General features: G+C 62.5%; 14 protein-coding genes and 1 pseudogene. 4 read left to right on the plus strand and 11 right to left on the minus strand.

The window, feature by feature from the left end; all coding sequences use genetic code 11:
• Positions 1-159: pseudogene (locus M9890_11625) on the plus strand (helix-turn-helix domain-containing protein).
• Positions 160-1,547: 1,388 nt separating this feature from the next.
• Here the strand turns inward: M9890_11625 and M9890_11630 are convergent.
• On the minus strand, positions 1,548-2,369 hold the full coding sequence (locus M9890_11630; GenBank protein ID MCO5177600.1) for an ABC transporter permease: 822 nt from the start codon (positions 2,367-2,369) through the stop codon (positions 1,548-1,550).
• An 88-nt stretch (positions 2,370-2,457) separates the two neighbouring features.
• Between M9890_11630 and M9890_11635 the strand changes: the two genes are divergently transcribed.
• A complete protein-coding gene (locus tag M9890_11635; GenBank protein MCO5177601.1) occupies positions 2,458-2,661 on the plus strand; it encodes a hypothetical protein in 204 nt (67 codons plus the stop codon).
• 177 nt (positions 2,662-2,838) lie between these two features.
• Here M9890_11635 and M9890_11640 read toward each other — a convergent pair whose 3' ends face one another.
• The 10 genes from M9890_11640 to M9890_11685 all read right to left on the minus strand — a co-directional run bounded on the left by M9890_11640 (position 2,839) and on the right by M9890_11685 (position 15,452).
• Positions 2,839-3,171, minus strand: a complete 333-nt coding sequence (locus M9890_11640; GenBank protein MCO5177602.1) for an ABC transporter permease — start codon at positions 3,169-3,171, stop codon at positions 2,839-2,841.
• A 349-nt stretch (positions 3,172-3,520) separates the two neighbouring features.
• Positions 3,521-3,721 carry a hypothetical protein gene (locus M9890_11645; protein ID MCO5177603.1) on the minus strand — a complete coding sequence of 67 codons (201 nt, stop codon included), beginning with the start codon at positions 3,719-3,721 and terminating at the stop codon, positions 3,521-3,523.
• A 42-nt stretch (positions 3,722-3,763) separates the two neighbouring features.
• A complete protein-coding gene (locus tag M9890_11650; GenBank protein ID MCO5177604.1) occupies positions 3,764-3,997 on the minus strand; it encodes a hypothetical protein in 234 nt (77 codons plus the stop codon).
• Positions 3,998-4,584: 587 nt separating this feature from the next.
• Positions 4,585-4,761 carry an ABC transporter substrate-binding protein gene (locus tag M9890_11655; protein ID MCO5177605.1) on the minus strand — a complete coding sequence of 59 codons (177 nt, stop codon included), beginning with the start codon at positions 4,759-4,761 and terminating at the stop codon, positions 4,585-4,587.
• A gap of 1,470 nt (positions 4,762-6,231) precedes the next feature.
• A complete protein-coding gene (locus tag M9890_11660) occupies positions 6,232-7,764 on the minus strand; it encodes a D-aminoacylase (protein ID MCO5177606.1) in 1,533 nt (510 codons plus the stop codon).
• A gap of 100 nt (positions 7,765-7,864) precedes the next feature.
• Positions 7,865-8,809 carry a proline dehydrogenase family protein gene (locus tag M9890_11665; GenBank protein ID MCO5177607.1) on the minus strand — a complete coding sequence of 315 codons (945 nt, stop codon included), beginning with the start codon at positions 8,807-8,809 and terminating at the stop codon, positions 7,865-7,867.
• Between the two features lie 219 nt (positions 8,810-9,028).
• Positions 9,029-10,585 carry an L-glutamate gamma-semialdehyde dehydrogenase gene (pruA, locus tag M9890_11670; protein ID MCO5177608.1) on the minus strand — a complete coding sequence of 519 codons (1,557 nt, stop codon included), beginning with the start codon at positions 10,583-10,585 and terminating at the stop codon, positions 9,029-9,031.
• A gap of 101 nt (positions 10,586-10,686) precedes the next feature.
• Positions 10,687-11,496: a hypothetical protein gene (locus M9890_11675; GenBank protein MCO5177609.1), complete on the minus strand. Its 810-nt coding sequence runs from the start codon at positions 11,494-11,496 to the stop codon at positions 10,687-10,689.
• Positions 11,497-11,559: 63 nt separating this feature from the next.
• Positions 11,560-12,459: a class I SAM-dependent methyltransferase gene (locus tag M9890_11680; protein ID MCO5177610.1), complete on the minus strand. Its 900-nt coding sequence runs from the start codon at positions 12,457-12,459 to the stop codon at positions 11,560-11,562.
• Positions 12,460-12,566: 107 nt separating this feature from the next.
• Positions 12,567-15,452 (minus strand): HAD-IIIC family phosphatase, encoded by a 2,886-nt coding sequence (locus M9890_11685; GenBank protein MCO5177611.1) that lies wholly within the window; start codon positions 15,450-15,452, stop codon positions 12,567-12,569.
• Positions 15,453-15,596: 144 nt separating this feature from the next.
• Here M9890_11685 and M9890_11690 point away from each other — a divergent pair, with 144 nt between their 5' ends.
• On the plus strand, positions 15,597-16,577 hold the full coding sequence (locus M9890_11690; protein MCO5177612.1) for an NAD(P)-dependent oxidoreductase: 981 nt from the start codon (positions 15,597-15,599) through the stop codon (positions 16,575-16,577).
• Positions 16,578-16,874: 297 nt separating this feature from the next.
• Positions 16,875-17,633, plus strand: a 759-nt coding sequence (locus M9890_11695) for a class I SAM-dependent methyltransferase (protein ID MCO5177613.1), incomplete at its 3' end; no start/stop codon positions are given.

Consider the following 17,633-nt stretch of genomic DNA (forward strand, 5'->3'; position numbering starts at 1 on the left):
GGCAGGAGTCGTCAATCGTGTCGCTACGGACCGAGTTCGCCTCGGGGCGGGGTCATTATTCGTCACCTGTGCCAGCGCTTCGGTATCAGCCCCAAGACAGGCTACATGTGGTTGGCTCGCGAACAGGAAGGTGGCGCCGCTGCGCTCGTCGGTCGTCCTCGGCCAGGACGCTTCGGATTTCCAGCGGCTCATCGGGCGGAAGCTGGCCTGGCCGCATCTCCGTTATTATTGCGGACTGTAATAATCGAGTCGTATTGCACGATCTATTATAGTTTTCAGCCAGAAACTATAATAGATCACGGTAACGTGTAAGCGTCGATGAATCGGCTGGGGGTGTTACGTTGTCGATTCGGCACCGTGCCGGACGGTATGTCCAACAGCCGCAGGGTTATCGGGCGTTTGTCCCAAAGCCGCTACCTCCGGATCCGCCGCTGACTCTTGATTCAGCGATGCTCGTGTTGAATTCACGCGCGGATCAGGCTCTCGGTCGACTCGACGGAGTTGCGCAAACACTTCCCAATCCAGACCTATTCGTCGCAATGTATGTGAATCGTGAAGCTGTTTACAGTTCACAGATCGAGGGTACGCAGAGTACGCTAGATGACATCCTTGAATTCCAACTTGATGCAGCCGGTCGTGAACTCCCCACAGACATTGAGGAAGTAGTCAACTATGTTCGTGCAATGAACTACGGTCTCGAGCGATTACGCGAGCTTCCTCTGTCACTGCGCTTGATCCGTGAGATACATGCCGAGTTGCTCCGAGGGGCTCGAGGGCAGGATCGTTCGCCGGGCGCATTTCGGACAAGTCAGAACTGGATTGGTCCTGCCAATTCCCGTCTCAGCCATGCTGCGTTCGTGCCGCCCCCGTTTGGGAGCTCAATACTGCACTTTCCGACTTTGAGAGGTTTATGCACGACGAGCAGAATCTTCCCATTCTGCTGGTATGCGGTCTAGCCCATGCTCAATTCGAGACTATCCATCCGTTCCTCGACGGAAATGGGCGAATTGGTCGGCTTCTAATCACCTTTCTTCTTTGCCATCATCAGGTACTTCATCGCCCTTTGCTGTATCTCATTACTATCTCAAGCGCCATCGATCCGAGTATTACGATCCGGTTGATGGCAATCCGTGATTCGGGCGGTGGAAGGGTGGTTGTTGTTCTTCTTGCGAGGTGTTGCTGAAACTGCCGAGGAGGCGACAGCGACACCAGCAAGCCATAGTGGCGCTTCGTGAACAACACCGGACGCTCCTTCAGGCTTCCTTTTGCCGCGGCGTAATGCGGGGCGACTACTTGACATGCTATTTGAGCAGCTTCTTGTCACCGTCCGGTATGCGCAAACTCAATTGGACATATCCGTTCGCGACAGCAAATCAACCGTTGACCAAACTTCAGCTCGAACATGGCGAGATCCTGGGCAATCCACGAAATCGTCGATATCGATACACACCGTATCTGCACCCTCTTTACGAATCAGTCACTTGTAGACGATGAGACTATTCCAGTACTTACGGACATTCTCCGAATAGTCATGCACCATGGCTCTGCTACAACGACGCGCGCTGGTGGGGGTCCATCAGGTCGCGGAGGCCGTCGCCGACGAAGTTGATCGAGAGCGCGGTGATGAAGATGGCGAGGCCGGGGAGCGTCGGCAGCCAGATGTCGCTCCACGAGAACATGAACGCCTGCGACTCCTGCAGCATGTAGCCCCAGGCAGGTGTCAGCGGCTGGATGCCGAGTCCGAGGAAGCTGAGGAACGCCTCCGAGATGATCAGTCGGGCGACCTGGACGGTGCCGATGACGATGATCGCGTTGACCAGGTTCGGCATGATGTGCCGACCCATCAGCCGTGTGTTGCTAACGCCGAGCACACGGCCAGCGTGGATGTAATCCAGCGACTTGATGCGCTCGACCTCGAATTTCACGACCCGTGTGTAGATCGGCCACGCACCGACCCCGAGCACAAGGACAACGTTGGTGAAGCTGGTGCCAAGTACTGAGATGACGGCCAGCGCCAGCAGGATGAATGGGAACGTCATCATGACATTGACGAGTGTCGAGATGACAGCATCAATTCGCCCGCCGAAGAACCCAGCCAGCACGCCGAGCGCGATGCCGATTGCGCCGGAAAGCAGCGTCGCGAGCAGGCCAACTGCCAGTGCGACCCTGGTCCCATACATCAGGCGCGTTGCGTAGTCGCGGCCGATGCCATCGGTTCCAAGTGGGTGCGACCAGCTACCGCCCTGCCAGATTGGTGGCTGGAGGCGATCGACAGTACGCCCCTCGTCTGGCGTATATGGCGACAGGATTGGAGCGGCCAGGGCAATGAAGACCAGGATCAGCAGGACGATGCCGCCCGCGACGGACATCCTCAGCTTCCAGGCTGCTTGCAGGACTGACCGCAGCGTGCGCTGGCGAAAGCGCTGCTGAGCAAATGCGGAATTGGCGGAATCCTGCGTGGCGGAGCCGACCGATGCGAACTCAACCGTTGTCGTCGATCAAGGTCGTTCGATGGACCCACTGCCTGTGCTGCTACTGGCGCAGGCGCGGATCGATGAACCCGACGACGATATCGACAGACAGATTGACCAGGCTGATGATGATTGCAAGTGTGACGACAGCCGCCTGCGTAACTGGGCGTCATTACGAATAAATCAATAGCGCTGGCAAGGCCAACCAGCCGACAAAGCCGACTCGGTGATGACCGCGCCACCGAGTTAGCCAGATGCAGACCGAGAACGGTGATGACCGGGATCATCGTGTTGCGGAACGCGTGGCGACCGAGCACAACGCGCTCAGTCAGGCCCTTCGCGCGAGCCGTGCGGACGTAGTCCTGTGTCAGCGCGTCGAGCATGCCGGATCGCACCAGTCGTTCAGTGACCGGCGCCAGAAAGACCCCAGCACGACAGTCGGCAAGATCAGATGCTTGAGTCGATCGACGCCCATCTCGCCATAGCCGGAGGGTGGCAACCATTTCAGGTTCACGCCGAAGACGATGATGAGCATCAGGCCGAGCCAGAAGATCGGCATCGCCTGACCGGCGACGACGAACAGCGTCGAGATGTTGTCCCAGATCGTGTAGCGCTTGTAAGCGGAGAGGATGCCCATAGGGATGGCGATGACGGTCGCCAGGATCGTACCGGCGAGGGTCAGGAGCAGGGTCGCTGGCATGCGTTCCATCACCAGCGACAGGGCGGAGCGCTCAGTGCCGGAATGAATTGCCGAAGTCGCCGCGTATCGCGCTGGATAGGAAATCGGCTACTGCACGTATAGCGGCCTGTTGAAGCCCATCTCCTCGCGGAAGATCTCGCGCTGCTCGTAGGGGGTCTCCGGCGGCAGCAGGACATTCACCGGGTCCCCGATCATGTTCGTGATGATGAACACGATGACCGAGATGCCAAGACCGCGATCAGCATCTGAATCACGCGGTGCATGACATCGCCCATGGGCGAGAGCCTCCCCAGGGATGGCTGGCGACCGGTCTCGTTGCCGGTTACCAGCCATCCCGGCTGAAATCAGTTTACGCCTTTAACGTCGGCGGTGAGTACATGTCAATCTCGTCCGCCTGCGGGGCTTTCCAGTCGACCTTGTTGCTGACGCCCCAGATACGTCGGAACCCCCACATGAAGATCACTGGCGCTTCGTCGCGGACGATGCGCTGCGCGCCTACCAGTAGATCTCCTTGGGTGATCCTGAATGAGTGAACTGCAGCCCTCAGCATCGAGCAACGCATCCAGATCCGGGTTGTTGTAGTAGGTGAAGATCAGTCGCTTCTGCAGCATGTCCCAGTAGATGCCGTCAGCATCGAACACCAGTACGAGCCCCAGTTGTAGGAGCACATCGGCCCGGCGTTGCCTTCGTTGTGGCGGGTCGTGAAGACGTTGCCGTCGCTGAGTGTCTCGAACTCGACGCGGATGCCAGCAGCGGCGAGATCGCGCTGCATCATACGATCGACCTGATCCTGTGGTTCGGCATCGAGGACGGCCCACGCACCCACTTCACATCAATGCCATCCGAACGGCTTCTGTAGCAGGTAGCTTGGCCTTGTCCCGGATCGTATTCATTGCGGCTCGATTGATGGATCGAAGCCGAAGTGCATCAGTTCAGCATGGCCGGCGTGCGATCACCACGCCGGCTGCAGCGAATCAATGTAGCCCTGGATATCGCAGGCATGGTTCGCGGCGTGACGGACCTTCACATCCTGGAATGAGTTCGGACCAGAGCGCCCCATCGCGTCCAGGCGAAAGGGTAATGCCAACACGCAGGATCGCTTGCGTGATCGGCGTCGCGACACCCGAATTCTCGACCGCCTTCATCTGGTCGAACGGGACGACGCGAACGATGTCGACGTTGCCGGCCAAGAGCAAAGCAGGTACGTCAGCACCTGGAGCTGCAGCAGGATCAGATCTTTGTATGCGGGCTTGACATCGGATTCCAGTAATTCGTCGTTGCGCGTGAGAACAAGGCTCCTGGCCGTGCTTCCACTCGACAAACTTGTACGGGCCAGAGCCGACAGCGTTCTCCGCCAGCCACTCATCGCCCTTCTCCTGCGCCAGGCTTCTCGGGATCATCTGCGGAAGTTCCCTACTGGGCGCTCAGCGAGATCGGATAGGGCTCCTTCGTGTTTACGTGGACGGTGTAATCATCGACGATGTCGACGCTTTCGATCTGGGCATGGTTGCCAAGTTGCGGGCTCTTCTGGTCGGGGTTGATGATGCGATCCCAGTTCCACTTGACCGTTGCGGCGGTGAGAATCGTCACCGTTATGGAACTTCACATCTGACGGAGAGCTTCATCACAGACGGGTAAAACAATCATTTCTCATTTTCTCGGCCAGCCACGGCTCGATCAGGTTCGTTTCCGCGTTGCGCTCTCCGAGGTTGTCGTGGGTGTGATAGAAGGCGATGATTCCGGTACGCAGGTTGTGCATGTGCGGATCCATCGTCGGCAGGTCGGACTGGTGGATGACGCGCGGAGTGTCCCGCCCTCACCGCCAGTGTCGGTGCTGCCTTCATCGCCTTCTGTCGCCTCAGCCGGCGCATCTGTCGCTTCCACGCGGGAGCACTGGTTGCGGCGCCACCGCCGGTCGTGCCGCCGTCGCCGGAATCACCGTCATCATCATCGCCACCGCAAGGCTTTGCCAGCAAGCCAGCGACCAGGCCCGCGCCAGCCCAGACCATTATGGCCCTCATCAATGTGCGTCGGTCGATTCTGCCCTCGCGATAGAAGCGCTGCCAGTTCACGCCGAATTTTGTCGTTGATCTGCTGGCCAGTCAGGTCGCTCACATCGACACCTCCTACCGGTGTGCGTCACAGGCTGGTGCGCCGCTCACAATGAGTCGACGCCCATAACTGCTGGCGGATGCGTGGATTTTCGGATTGACCGGATGCTACGGGCTTTGAAAATCCGTCAATATCGAATGCCATTTATTGCGCGAATCAAGATATCCGCGTAAGCGGATAGGGAGGCGCAAACCTGTGGCGCACTTAACTACCTTGCAATGTTTGTGACGCAGATTTCGGTGAGCAAGCGCCCGCCTACACGTTCGCCCCGCGTTGATCTGAGTCGAACCGGTGGGAAGTCCTCGCTGCGGTTCAAGGAATGACAGGACAAGGGGTTGGCTGCCGGACCGGACTGCTCGCCATTGCTGGCATTGCCGACTCGCTGGACTGGTAACCTCCATGTTCCCCTGTCATCTTGAGGTCGCAACCGAAAGATCTCCCACCCGTTCGACTCAGTCCAACGTAGGGGAGATCTCTCACTGCGGTTCGAGATGACAGGACAAGGAGTTGTCTGCCTGGGCGGACTGTTCGCCACTGCTATCAATGACAACCTGCTGGCTCGGCAGCCAACCCCGCCTCCTGTCATCTTGAGGTCGCAACCGAAAGATCTCCCACCCGTTTGATGCAGTCGGACGCGGGGTGAGTTCATGTATCGCCATCTTGGCCATGCATTGTGCGGGGTGGGAGTCAAACAGGGAGTGATCGCCTCATGGCGACGGACAGGCCGAGGCGCTGTCCCTACGAAGGGCCCGGAGGCGGCTTGCTGCACCGATCAGTGCAACGTCCTGTGCCGCGTATTCTGATCAATCGGGAGGGCAGCGCGGGCGGCGTAGGTTCGCCGCCCGCGCAAGCGCCGATTAGCGGCGGCCCGGGCCGTCAACAATGCGGCCCGGCATTGCGCCGGTGTGCTCGCCGTCCTTGAGGACGCGGCCACCGTTGACCCAGACATCACGGATGCCAGTTGGTGATGCAGGTCGAGTGAGAAGGTCGCGTTGTGCTGCTGTCTCCGGGTCGAACAACGGCATCAGCCATGCCCTCACGCAGAAGGCCGCGGTCGCGAAGGCAGAGGCGGTCGGCGACGGATGAGGTCATCTTGCGGATGGCGTCTTCTAGCGTGATAACACCCTCGTCGCGGACGTAGTGGCCGAGCACGCGGGTGTAGGTGCCGTAGGCGCGCGGGTGGGTCGGGTTGGTCTGGCCGGTCGGATCGATGCCGCCGGCATCGGTGCTGATCTTGATCCACGGCTGCTTGAGCTGACGGCGGACGTTCTCCTCGCTCATCATGAAGAAGATCGTCGAGATGCGATGCCCCTCGGAGAGCAGTAGTGCCCGGACCGTGTCCGGCCATTCCTCGCCGCGGATTTCGGCGATCTCCGGCAGGCGCTTGCCAATGTACTGACGGTTCTCTTCCTTCACGAAGCCGACCGGCATGACGCCTTCGAGATTCTGCGAGCGCGACATCGACGGTGCCTCGCGCGGCGGGTCGATCATCTCGGCGCGCATGATCGCCCAGGTGTGCTCATCGGCGAGATTGTCGAAGAGCTTGCCGCCTTCGGACGCCCAGTTCGGGACGAGCGTCGTTAGTCCAGTGCCGCTGGCGACATACGGATACATGTCCGACGTGATGTCGATGCCCTCGGCGCGTGCCTCGTCGATCATTTCCATCGCGCGCGGCATCAGCTCCCAGGTCTGCTTACCGGATGCCTTCAGGTGATAGACCTCGACCGCGACGCCCGAGCGACGGCCGATCTCGATCGCCTCGGCCATACCTTCCAGCAGCAGGTCCGCCTCGGAGCGGATGTGCGTGATGTAGACACCGCCGTGGCTGGCGATGACCTTGCAGACCTCAACTAGCTCGTCAGTCGTGGCATACGAGCCCGGCGGGTAGATCAGCGCTGCCGCGATGCCGAATGCGCCATCCTTCATGCACTCGTCCATGACGCGGGTCATCGTCGCCAGCTCGTCGCTGGTCGCCTCGCGCATGTCCCAGCCCATGGCGTATTCGCGGATGGTCGCGCCGCCGACGAACGAGCCGATATTGACCGACGCGCCGCGCTGCTCGATCGCTTCCAGCCAGGCGCGGAAGTTCGTCCAGCTTTGCGCGCGCTTCTCCCACTCGCCGGTCGTTTCGGAGGCGACGATCGACGAGCGCAGCGGGCTGGCGATCCGTCCGCCAAATGGCGACGGCGTCCAGCCTTCGCCCATAATCTCGGTCGTCACGCCCTGGGTGATCTTCGAGAGCGAGCGCCCTTCGGCGAACAGCGGCATGATCGAGTGCGACTGAATATCGATGAAGCCGGGGCAGACGACGTGTCCGCTGGCGTCGATGATCTCTGCCGCGCTCGCTGGATCGATGTGTCCCGCTGGTGCGATCGCAGCTACTTTGTCACCGGCAATGGCGACATCGCCGTAGAACCACGGGTTCCCGGTTCCGTCAATGATCCTGCCGCCCCGGATGAGTACGTCATACGTCGATGCCACCAGACTCCCCTTCATTTACGCGATAGCCTCGCCGGGCATTATCGACGATGGGGAGGGTTTGGCAAATCCAGGAGGTGGCGCGGAGTACGCGGAATGTGCTCTACCGCCGGAGCACACCACGCAGCAGGAACAGCACGTTTGCCGGTCGTTCGGCCAGACGCCGCATCAGGTAGAAGTACCACTCTGAGCCATACGGCGTCGCCACCAGCACGCGCTGGCCGCGCCGGACGAGGTCCAGCTGGAGCTGGCTGCGGATGCCATAGAGCATCTGCAATTCGTACTGCTCGTTCGTTAACCCATGCTGCCCGGCGAAGGCGAGGACGTGGTCGATGATCCGCTCGTCGTGGGTGGCGATCGCGGTGAAGCTGTTGCCTGTCAGCATCCGTTCGGCAAGCTGGATGTAGGCCGCGTCGACGTCGGCTTTCTTCTGGTGCGCGATGGTCGCTGGTTCGAGGTAGGCACCCTTCACCAGCCGCAGGTTCGGCTTCAGCGGCAGCAGCGACTCCAGATCGGCCGGTGTACGGAATAGCGCCGATTGCAGGACGGTGCCGACATTCTCGTGGCCAGCCTCGCGCAGGCGACGGTAGATCCGGAGCGTCGGGTCGACCCGCGCGGATTCCTCCATGTCGATTCGAATGAAGTTGCCTGGCGTGGCGGCGTGCTCGACCAGCCGCTCGACGTTGGTGAAGGCAACGTCCTCACCGAGATCAAGACCGAGGTGCGTGAGCTTCAGTGCGATGTTCGTCTGCAGGCCTTCGGCGGCGATGCGATCGAGCACCGCCTCGTACTCCGCCACGACCGCCGCGACCTCGCGCTCATCACGCACGGCCTCGCCGAGCAGCGTCGTGTTGGTGCGCAAGCCCTGCTCGTTGAGCCGCCGCAGGACCGACACCGCCGCGTCGAAATCCTCGCCGGCCACGAATCGCGATCCACCCAACTGCATGCCGTAGCGTCGGACGACCCGGGCAATGAATCGGTTATGCGTCGCGACGAGGATGCCCTTGCGGAAGAGCGGGTTCACCAGTGATGACACGCGGGTAGACATCAAGGCGGTCGCATCCTTTCATTGTGGGCGGCTGCCGACGCGAACGACTGGCGTATCTGCACGGGCGTATGCAATACGCCCCAACACAGCATCCTTACGGATGCTCAGATACTGACGGTCGGGGCGGCGGGCGGAATGTAGAGACGCATCGCATACGTCCGTTTGTATCCGCCCATCCGTTGCCGATGACAGCAGTACCGGCGTCGCCCCTTACTGGCCTTACAGCAGCTCCCCAATCGACTTGGCCTCGACGAATGCCATCAGATAGTCCGGGCCGCCACCCTTCGTGTTGGTGCCGCTCAGCTTCATGCCGCCGAACGGGTGGACGCCCATCATCGCGCCGGTGGACTTGCGGTTCAGATAGAGGTTGCCGACCTCGAACTCCTCACGCGCCTTCTCCAGCGTTGCGCGGCTGCGCGCGTAGACTGAACCGGTCAGCCCGTACTCGGAATCGTTGGCAACCTGCAGCGCGTGGTCGAAGTCGCGTACCTTGACCAGCGCCAGCACCGGCCCGAAGACCTCCTCGCAGGCGATGCGCGAGTCCGGCGCGGCGTCGGCGATGATCGTTGGTTCGATGTAATAGCCGTCGTTGTCCAGCGCCTCGCCACCGAGGGCCAGGCGACCCTCCTGCTTGCCGACTTCGATGTACTTCAGGATCGACTCGTACTGGCGCTTGTCGACGACAGCACCCATCGTCGCGGTGCCCTCGACGCCGGGGCCGACCGAGACGGCTTCCTTCGTGCGGGCGACGATGCGCTCGACCATCTCGTCGTAGACATCCTGGTGGATCAGGGCGCGCGAGCAGGCCGAACACTTCTGGCCGCTGAAGCCGAATGCCGACGTGACGATTCCGGCCGTTGCCGCGTCGAGATCGGCGTCGGCGTCGACGATGATCGCGTCCTTGCCGCCCATCTCGGCGGTGACACGCTTGAGCCAGCGCTGGCCGGGCTGCACCTTGGCGGCGTTTTCGTAGATGCGCACGCCGACATCCTTCGAGCCGGTGAACGCGACGAAGCGCGTCTTCGGATGCTCGACCAGCGCGTCGCCGATGTCCGCGCCACTGCCGGGCAGGAAGTTGATGACACCGGCTGGTACGCCGGCCTCCTCCATGGCTTCGACCATCTTGTAGCCGGTGACCGGCGTGTTGCTGGCCGGCTTGAGGATGACGGTGTTGCCGGCCGCAACCGGGGCCATTGTCATGCCGGTCAGGATCGCGCAGGGGAAGTTCCAGGGCGGGATGATGACGCCGACGCCGAGCGGAACGTAGACCATCTCGGTCGCTTCCTCGGCCAGATGAGCGAGCGGCACCGGCTGAGCGAGCTCGAACGCCTTGCGCCCGTACCATTCCAGGAAGTCGATCGCCTCGCAGACTTCGCCCTCGGCCTCGTCCCACGGCTTGTCCAGCTCGTAGACCATCCAGGCTGCCAGCTCCAGCTTGCGGCGGCGCAGGATCGCAGCCAGCTTGAACAGCGTGCTGGCGCGGCCGGTTGCCGACATCTTCTTCCACGAGTTGAACGCGCAGGTCGCCGCCTCGATGGCGTCTTCAACATCCTCGGGCCGCGCCTTGGCGACCTCGCCGACGACCTGGCTGGGTGCGCCCGGATTCGTCGAGGTGATCCACTCGCCTGTCTCGCGACGCTCACCACCGATGATCAGCGGGTAGCGTTGCCCGAGTTGGCTCTTGACCTCATCCAGCGCTGCGTTCATCGCCGCGCGATTCTCTTCGATCGAGAAGTCGGTATAGGGCTCGTTATGATATGGAGCTCTGAGTGCCATGATCCTGCACGTTCCTTTCTCGCCGCAGCCCGCGTTTCGGCTGCCCGGGCGTGTATCTCTAAGCCTACGCTCCCGCGCCTGATGGCGCGATAGCATCGAAGCTATCCGTCGCTTGGCGGAGGTCCAACTCGAACGACCGAGCGAGCGATGTCGGCGCTGGGGAGGTTGGAGAGGCGGGCAAGCTGGGTGAGGCCCTCGACGCCCTCGGCTGAAAGCGTCCATTCCTGATCGGCCAGCACCTCGACCAGCAGGTCGCGGTCGATGCCATGATCGCGCGAGAGGTTGCGGCGCAGTTCACGGCCGCGCTCGACGCCGATCTCCAATGCTTGTCCGAGCCGGTCCAGCGTCGCCGACACAGACGCCGGGTCGCGGGTGAGGAGCGCGCGGCGAGCCAGGCAGAGGTGGCTGACAAACGGCGTGTTCGTCATCAGGAACCAGGCTCGCCCGAGATCCTCCTGGTAGATGTTGTCGTCGTCGATCGCGATGAGTCCGGTTGGGCCGTCGCTGACGATCGCGTGCAGGTCGTCGACCTGCGCCGGTTCTTCGGTCCACTCCGAAACGGCGATGCCATAGAACGTGCGCAACGTCGCCAGGGCGACGGCGCGTCCGGCCAGCGCGACACCAGTGACCGAGACGCTGACATTATCGACGTCGTCCGGGCGGGTGTGGGTGGCGAGCGTGAGCATCGAGGCGCGGCGCGCGGCGACGGCGTAGTCGGCGACGATCGCCCAGCCGTCGAGCATCGTCAACCCTGCGAGACTGTCGATTAGCACGATGTCGGCATCCGATGCGCGGGTGGATGTCATGCCTTCGACGAGATCGACGTTGGTGGCATCTGCCCAGCCCGCCGCGAACGGGTAGGCTAGCCTGGCTGTTTCCAGACGATGATCGATCGCGATGCGTAGCGTCACGCGCCCTCCCTCGTGCCCTCTGTCTGTTGCGTGGAAGTGTACGCGGCGCGTTGGTTCTCGTCGTCAGGCCGCAGGTTTGTGGGCGATTGCGACCATCTGCGAGCCGCGATGCAGCTTGCGGATGGCGATTGACGCCGGCAGGGCTGCGAGGAAGATCGGGACGATCCCGGCTGGCTTGCTGACGGCCGGTACCAGCGTCCGATTCACGATCTTCCGCACACCCTTGTCGCCGTCGCCTTCGTGCAGCCAGAGGTCGATGCTGCCGAGCGCGCAGGCGACCTCGTTGTGCATCGCGCCGAGCCGACCGCGCTGGCTGATGACCTGCGGCTCGACGAATCCGGCCGAGCGTAGCGCCTGCCGCATGTGACGTGGCGAGAATACGGAGTAGTGCCGCGGAAAGTCGTGACCGATCCAGTAGGTGCCGAACATGCGCGACTGGAACGAGCTGCCGTTTGGTACCGACAGAACGATCGCGCCGCCCGGCCTGAGCAGGTCGTGGATGTGGCGCAGTGTATCGAGCGGTTGCGGCGTGTGCTCCAGCACCTCCCACATCGTCACCGCATCGAAGGACGCTGGCGCAAACGGAGCTTCCTCGACAAAGCCGTTGAATACGTCGATCCCGTGGCGCTCGGCAGCGTAGGCTGCCGCACCGGCGTCCGGCTCGACGCCGCTTGGTTGCCAGCCATGTGACTGCATCGTCGCCAGGAAATCGCCGACGGAACAGCCGATATCCAGGATGTCGCGGCCGTCACTGACAGCGGTCGTGACCGCCTCGCAGCGCTTGCTCATCTCGTACATGCCGATGGATTTGACATAGTCCGATTGATCGAAGAATGAGTTATAGAAGGGATACGTTTCTGGATAGTGGCGCTTGATCTCCTCGGCATCGGGACGTGGAGAGAGGAAGAGGAACCCGCAGTGGGCGCATTCGGAGAGCGTGTATTCGCCTTCGACGCCACACATCCGGTCCCAACCCCGTACGCGGGGCGTACTCTTATCGTGCCTGCACAACAGGCAACGTACGGTCTCCAATGCTGCGTTCCCTTCTGTGGCAGGTGGCCCTGCCGCGGTCATCCGCCGGTGACATCGGCGGAGAGCAATGGCCCACGAAATGTGACGTGGGCGGGGAGCCTCGGCGGCTCCAGCAGTGAGAGTTCCCAGCGCTCTGGTTGTGCCTCGCTGAATCCGCTGCGCCGCAAATAGTCGAGCACCATCGCGTTGCGCTTGCCCTCAACATATGGCGCAACGAGGCGGGTTGCGCCCTGCGATGCGGCGAGGTCGGCGATGCCGGCCAGAAACGCATCCTCGACGCCGCGCCCGAGCGCCCGGCAGCTCATCAGAAGTGTGTCGATCTCGGCTGCACCAGTACCGTCCGGCGCGCAGACGAAGACAACGCCAACCAGCCCGTAGTCGCCGAAGCGGTCGGCGGCGTTTAGCACCAGCACCGTTGCGCCCTGCGCGAAGGTCCGCACTTCCTCAACGGTCCGGCGCTTGAGGGAGAGGTTGAACTGGTTGGTACGCTGGGTGAGTTGCGCGACGCGCGCCCATTCCTGATCGTTCGGGCGGTGTAGATCGACGTGCAGATCGAGGCTGGCGAGGAAGTCTTCGAGGCTGGCGGACCTGGTCGACTCGCGCCGCCGTCGGCCTTCGTCCTGCATCATGCGAGTCCGGGCGGCATCGACCGCCGTGGCTTGCGCGCCGTCGAAGATCCAGAGCCGCGCCAGCGTGTCGGCGTAGGCAGTCGGCTGCGTTGGCATCGGCACGACGTGCACATCCGGCACTCGCGTCGCCACTTCCAGCCGCACAGCCGGATCGTCATCGAGGAAGACGAACGCATCAAGGCCGAGGTTCATCTCATCAGCCAGCGCGCGCAGGTTCTCCGACTTGTGGTTCCAGTTCACGCTCCAGGTCGCGATGTCGTCGGGTCGCAGGATCATGCCCGGGTGGCGCTCGAAGACCTCCAGCACGTCCACTTCCTCGTTGCGGCTGACGACTGCGAGCAGCACGCCACGCTCCTTCAGACGCTTGAGCTGCATCTGGAAAAGCTGGAAGGCACGGCCAGGGCCGTCCGGCCCGATCTCGATGCCGTCCATGCCGACCTCGCCGACAACGCCACCCCAGAGCGTGTTGTCGCAATCGATGGCGATAGCCTTGGCCGGTGCGCGGCGGCGACCGCGAATCTGGCGGGCCAGCGCGATGCCCAACTCCTGATAGGCTCGAGGCGAATATGGCGCGCGCGAGAGCATCTCACCGGCGTCGTCACGGGCACGCTCGATGCCGATCTCTTCGATGACCGTTGCGAAGTCGAACAGCGTCACGCCGTCAATATCGGACATCTTTCGGAGCCACGAGCGGCGGATTGATTCTGCGGTGGCGCGGTCGACCGGCGCAGCGGAAGAAACGAGTGGCGGCAGCGTGCCGATCAGCAGTTCGCCAGCCATCGGGGCGACAGAGACGAAGTGCTGAAGCGCATCGGCGATCTGCTCGATGCGCGTCTGGGTGGCGGCGTTTGATCCGGCCCAGAGGTCTTCCGGACGCGATAGCACCACCTTGACCCCGGCGCGGTTCTGCGCGAACGGTCCGTGCTCGTCGAGCAACGTCTGAATGATCTGGTCGTAGTCGGCGAAGGAGCAGGGCAGGTCGAAGCCGAACGCCGCGCCCCAAAGGCGCATCGAGGACGCGAGCGGTTGGGCAGTGAACGACGCGGCGATCGTCACCGGCACGACCTGGCGATCGTCTGACGAAGTCGGCGGCTGGGCCGCTAGCGCGCGCGTTGCCTCCTGATGGTCCATCAGCGGGAGCATGGCGATGTCGCCCGGCAGCAACGATTCCACGGAGGGAGCAGCACGATCCGATGATCCGTGCGACGCTGCGACTGTGGAGGCTGGCAGCGCTGCCAGACGACCGTGGATGGCATCGTCGACATCTCGCAGTGTCTTGATCCGATAGATCCCGTCTTCGGCAACCGAAACGCCGTAGCGGTCGAAGATCGCAGCGGCGATGGCGAGTTGGCCAAGCGAATCCCAGGTGGAGCAGGTGTCGCTGCTCAGGTCGTCTGGCGCGTCGTCCGGGCGAATGCCGAGCGCGGTCAGCACAAGCTGGCGCAAGTCGGCGTCCGATTCGGTTGGACCGTCGCTTGCGGCAGCGCTCGCTGCCGCAGGCCGTGATGTCACGTCTGTGTTGTCGACGAACTCGTCGCGGGTACGACGGTACTGCGCCGGGTTTCCGCCCCAGACCTGCCCAGCCGGAATGTGCGTCATCGCCGCGACAACTGCGCCCGGCTCGACGATCGCGTCGTGCTCGATCACACAACCCAGCCCGACCCGCGCCTCGCCGCCGACGGTGGCGCGGTCGCCGATGCGGATCGGCGCGCTAAGGTAGACGAGGCCACCGTCAGTTCGCATCGACAAGCTGTGGGACACGAGCGATGCGCCGCCGCCGATGACCACCTGCTCGCCGATCTCGGTGAGATCGGGATCATAGATGCGTCCCCAAACCGTCGAGCCGTGACCGATCGACGTCGATGGTGCGTAGGACCGCAGGATCAACGTACTGAACAGCGGGATCGCGCCGAGCAGTTGCACCAGCGGGAGATTCACGACGATCGCCGCGCGTCGGTAGCAGATGATCGCTGTCAGCACATTAATGTCTTCCTTCATCGCCTGCCTGACCGGCGTGTTCGGGGCGATGGCGCGGAAGCGTGGCTTTGGATAGCGTCTGCCAACGCTACCGATGATGGCACTGGAGATGAGCAGGAAGATCGTCAGCCAGATGACGTAGAGCGCGGGCGACAGGATGATCGTCAGGTACGACGACCAGGGGATGATCCGGTCGAGCAGCGCGACCAGCCCAACGACGATGGCAGCCGCAACGATCATCGGTGCAATGAGAAAGCTCACCGTTGCCAGGTCGGTCACAATCGCGGCGACAGACATACCGGAGCGGCGAAGACGCATGATAGTTCTCCCGGGCAACCAGTGCGAGCGTCAGACAAGGCCAGAATAGCAGGCACATACCCCAATCAGCAATCCAGCGATCTTCGCATTCCTGCCGCATACTGTGCCTGCAGAAGGTGGACGTAGTGAGAGGATCGAGCGGACATGACGACGTTGCTGACAGGTGGGAATGGCTGGGTGCCCAGCTTCGTCATGCGCAAGCTGGCGCAATCCGGCGAGCGAGTCATCTCCTACGACCTGATGCCGGTCGACGAGATGCTCCGTGAGCATCTGGGCGACGCCATCTCTAACGTCACGTTCATTCACGGCGACGTGACCGACCTGGAACATTTGCAGGCCATCGCCAAAAACACCGGCGTTAGCCGCATCATCCACGCGGCGGCGATCACACCGCGACTCTGGCGGGAGCAGAAGGAACCGCGCCGGATCCTCGACGTCAATCTGGGCGGCACCGTCAATGTCCTTGAGGTGGCGCGGGCGCTGCCAAAATTCGAGCGCATGGTCTACATCGGCTCCGGCGCTGCCTGGGGCTCCGGCCATACCGGCGAGACGATCGACGAGGACGCACCGAGCCTGGCAACTGGCCTCTACGGCATCACCAAGCACACGAGCGAGCGCGTCGCGCTGCGCTACAAGGAGCTGTTTGGCCTCGATATCGTGTCGATGCGCCCGGCAAACGTCTACGGCCCGATGGAGCGCGACACCCCCGGCTATGTCGGGGCGACCGAGTTGCGCGAGATGCTGCGCGTGCTGATGGCCGGCGAGGAGCTGCGCGTCGCCAGTCTCGACGGACCCTATCGGGACTGGACCTACGTCGAGGACATAGCAGAGGGCATCGTCCGGGCCTGGGCAACGCCGAATCTGCCGCACGACATCTACTCGATCACCGACGGGCGGCAGTATTCGATTGGCGAGATGCTGGCGGCGTTCAAGCGCGCCTGGCCGGAGATTGAGTACCGACTCGTGCCGGAGGGCGAGGCGAATACACCGCTGCGCGACGAGCCACGTGGCCCGCGTCCGAAGAACGATCGCTTGCGGGAAGATTTTGGTTGGACACCCGAAACCCCGCTGGAGGTCGGCGTCGCCAAGTATCTGGAGTGGATTCGAGCCAATGGCGCGCAGTAGCCTGTGATACCCTGAGCGTTAGCCATTCCCTGTTCAAGGACGTACTGCGGGGCAACCCGTGTGTGCCGCGCATGCGTTTCCTGATGCTATCTGAAGCATGGCCGTTGGCTTGTGCGTGCGCTCACTTTGAGCGCTGGGCCACCCGGCCCTGCCTGTCGCGATGGCATCGCGCGCGCAGATCGGCCTATCTGGTCGTGCCGCACGCGCGGAGCTGCCATGACTCACACACCTCGGCATCGACGGGCGTCGGATTAGAGATCAACGTATTCCGCAATACGAATGGAGCGTGCGCAATCAATGGCGACAATCCCGAATGATGGACAGACTCACCAGCGTCGTTTTCGTCCGTTCGTATCGCTCGCCAACCTGACTTTCCGGGCGATGCCCGGTCTCAAGCCGCGTGCCCAGCGAGCGATGACGCGGTACACGTATGAGTACCTGAATCGCAAGGGTGTCGAGGCCGACATCTCATTCATGAACTACGGCTATGCGTTGCCCGTCGCAGATCCCGGACTATCGCTGCGACCTGAGGACGAAGATCAGCGCACCGGCTTCCAGATGTATGACGTCGTCGCTGGTGCCATCGATCTCGCGGGGAAGGATGTCCTTGAGGTTGGTTGCGGGCGCGGCGGGGGTGCTGCATTCGTGGCCCAGCATCTGGCTCCCCGCAGCGTGACCGGCATTGATCTGGCCGAACGCGCCATCGGGCAGTGTCTGGCGAACCATCATGACCAGCGGCTGCATTTCGCGCAGGGCGATGCGGAGAACCTGCCGTTCCCTGAGCCGCGCTTCGATGCCGTCATCAATATCGAATCGTCGCACGCCTATCCGGACTTCGAGCGTTTTCTGAGCGAAGTCCACCGGGTGCTGCGTCCCACCGGCCATCTCCTGTTCGCCGACTTTCGCGAGACCGAGGCGATGCCGCACGTGCGCAGTCAGTTTGCGCAGGCCGGGTTCACGATTCTCGAAGAGGAATCGATCACCCAGAACGTCGTGCGTTCGCTCGATGAGAACGCCGGTCGGATGGACGACGTCGTGCAGCGCTCCGTGCCGAAG

It is taken from the genome of Thermomicrobiales bacterium (genome assembly GCA_023954495.1).
Taxonomy (GTDB): domain Bacteria; phylum Chloroflexota; class Chloroflexia; order Thermomicrobiales; family CFX8; genus JAMLIA01.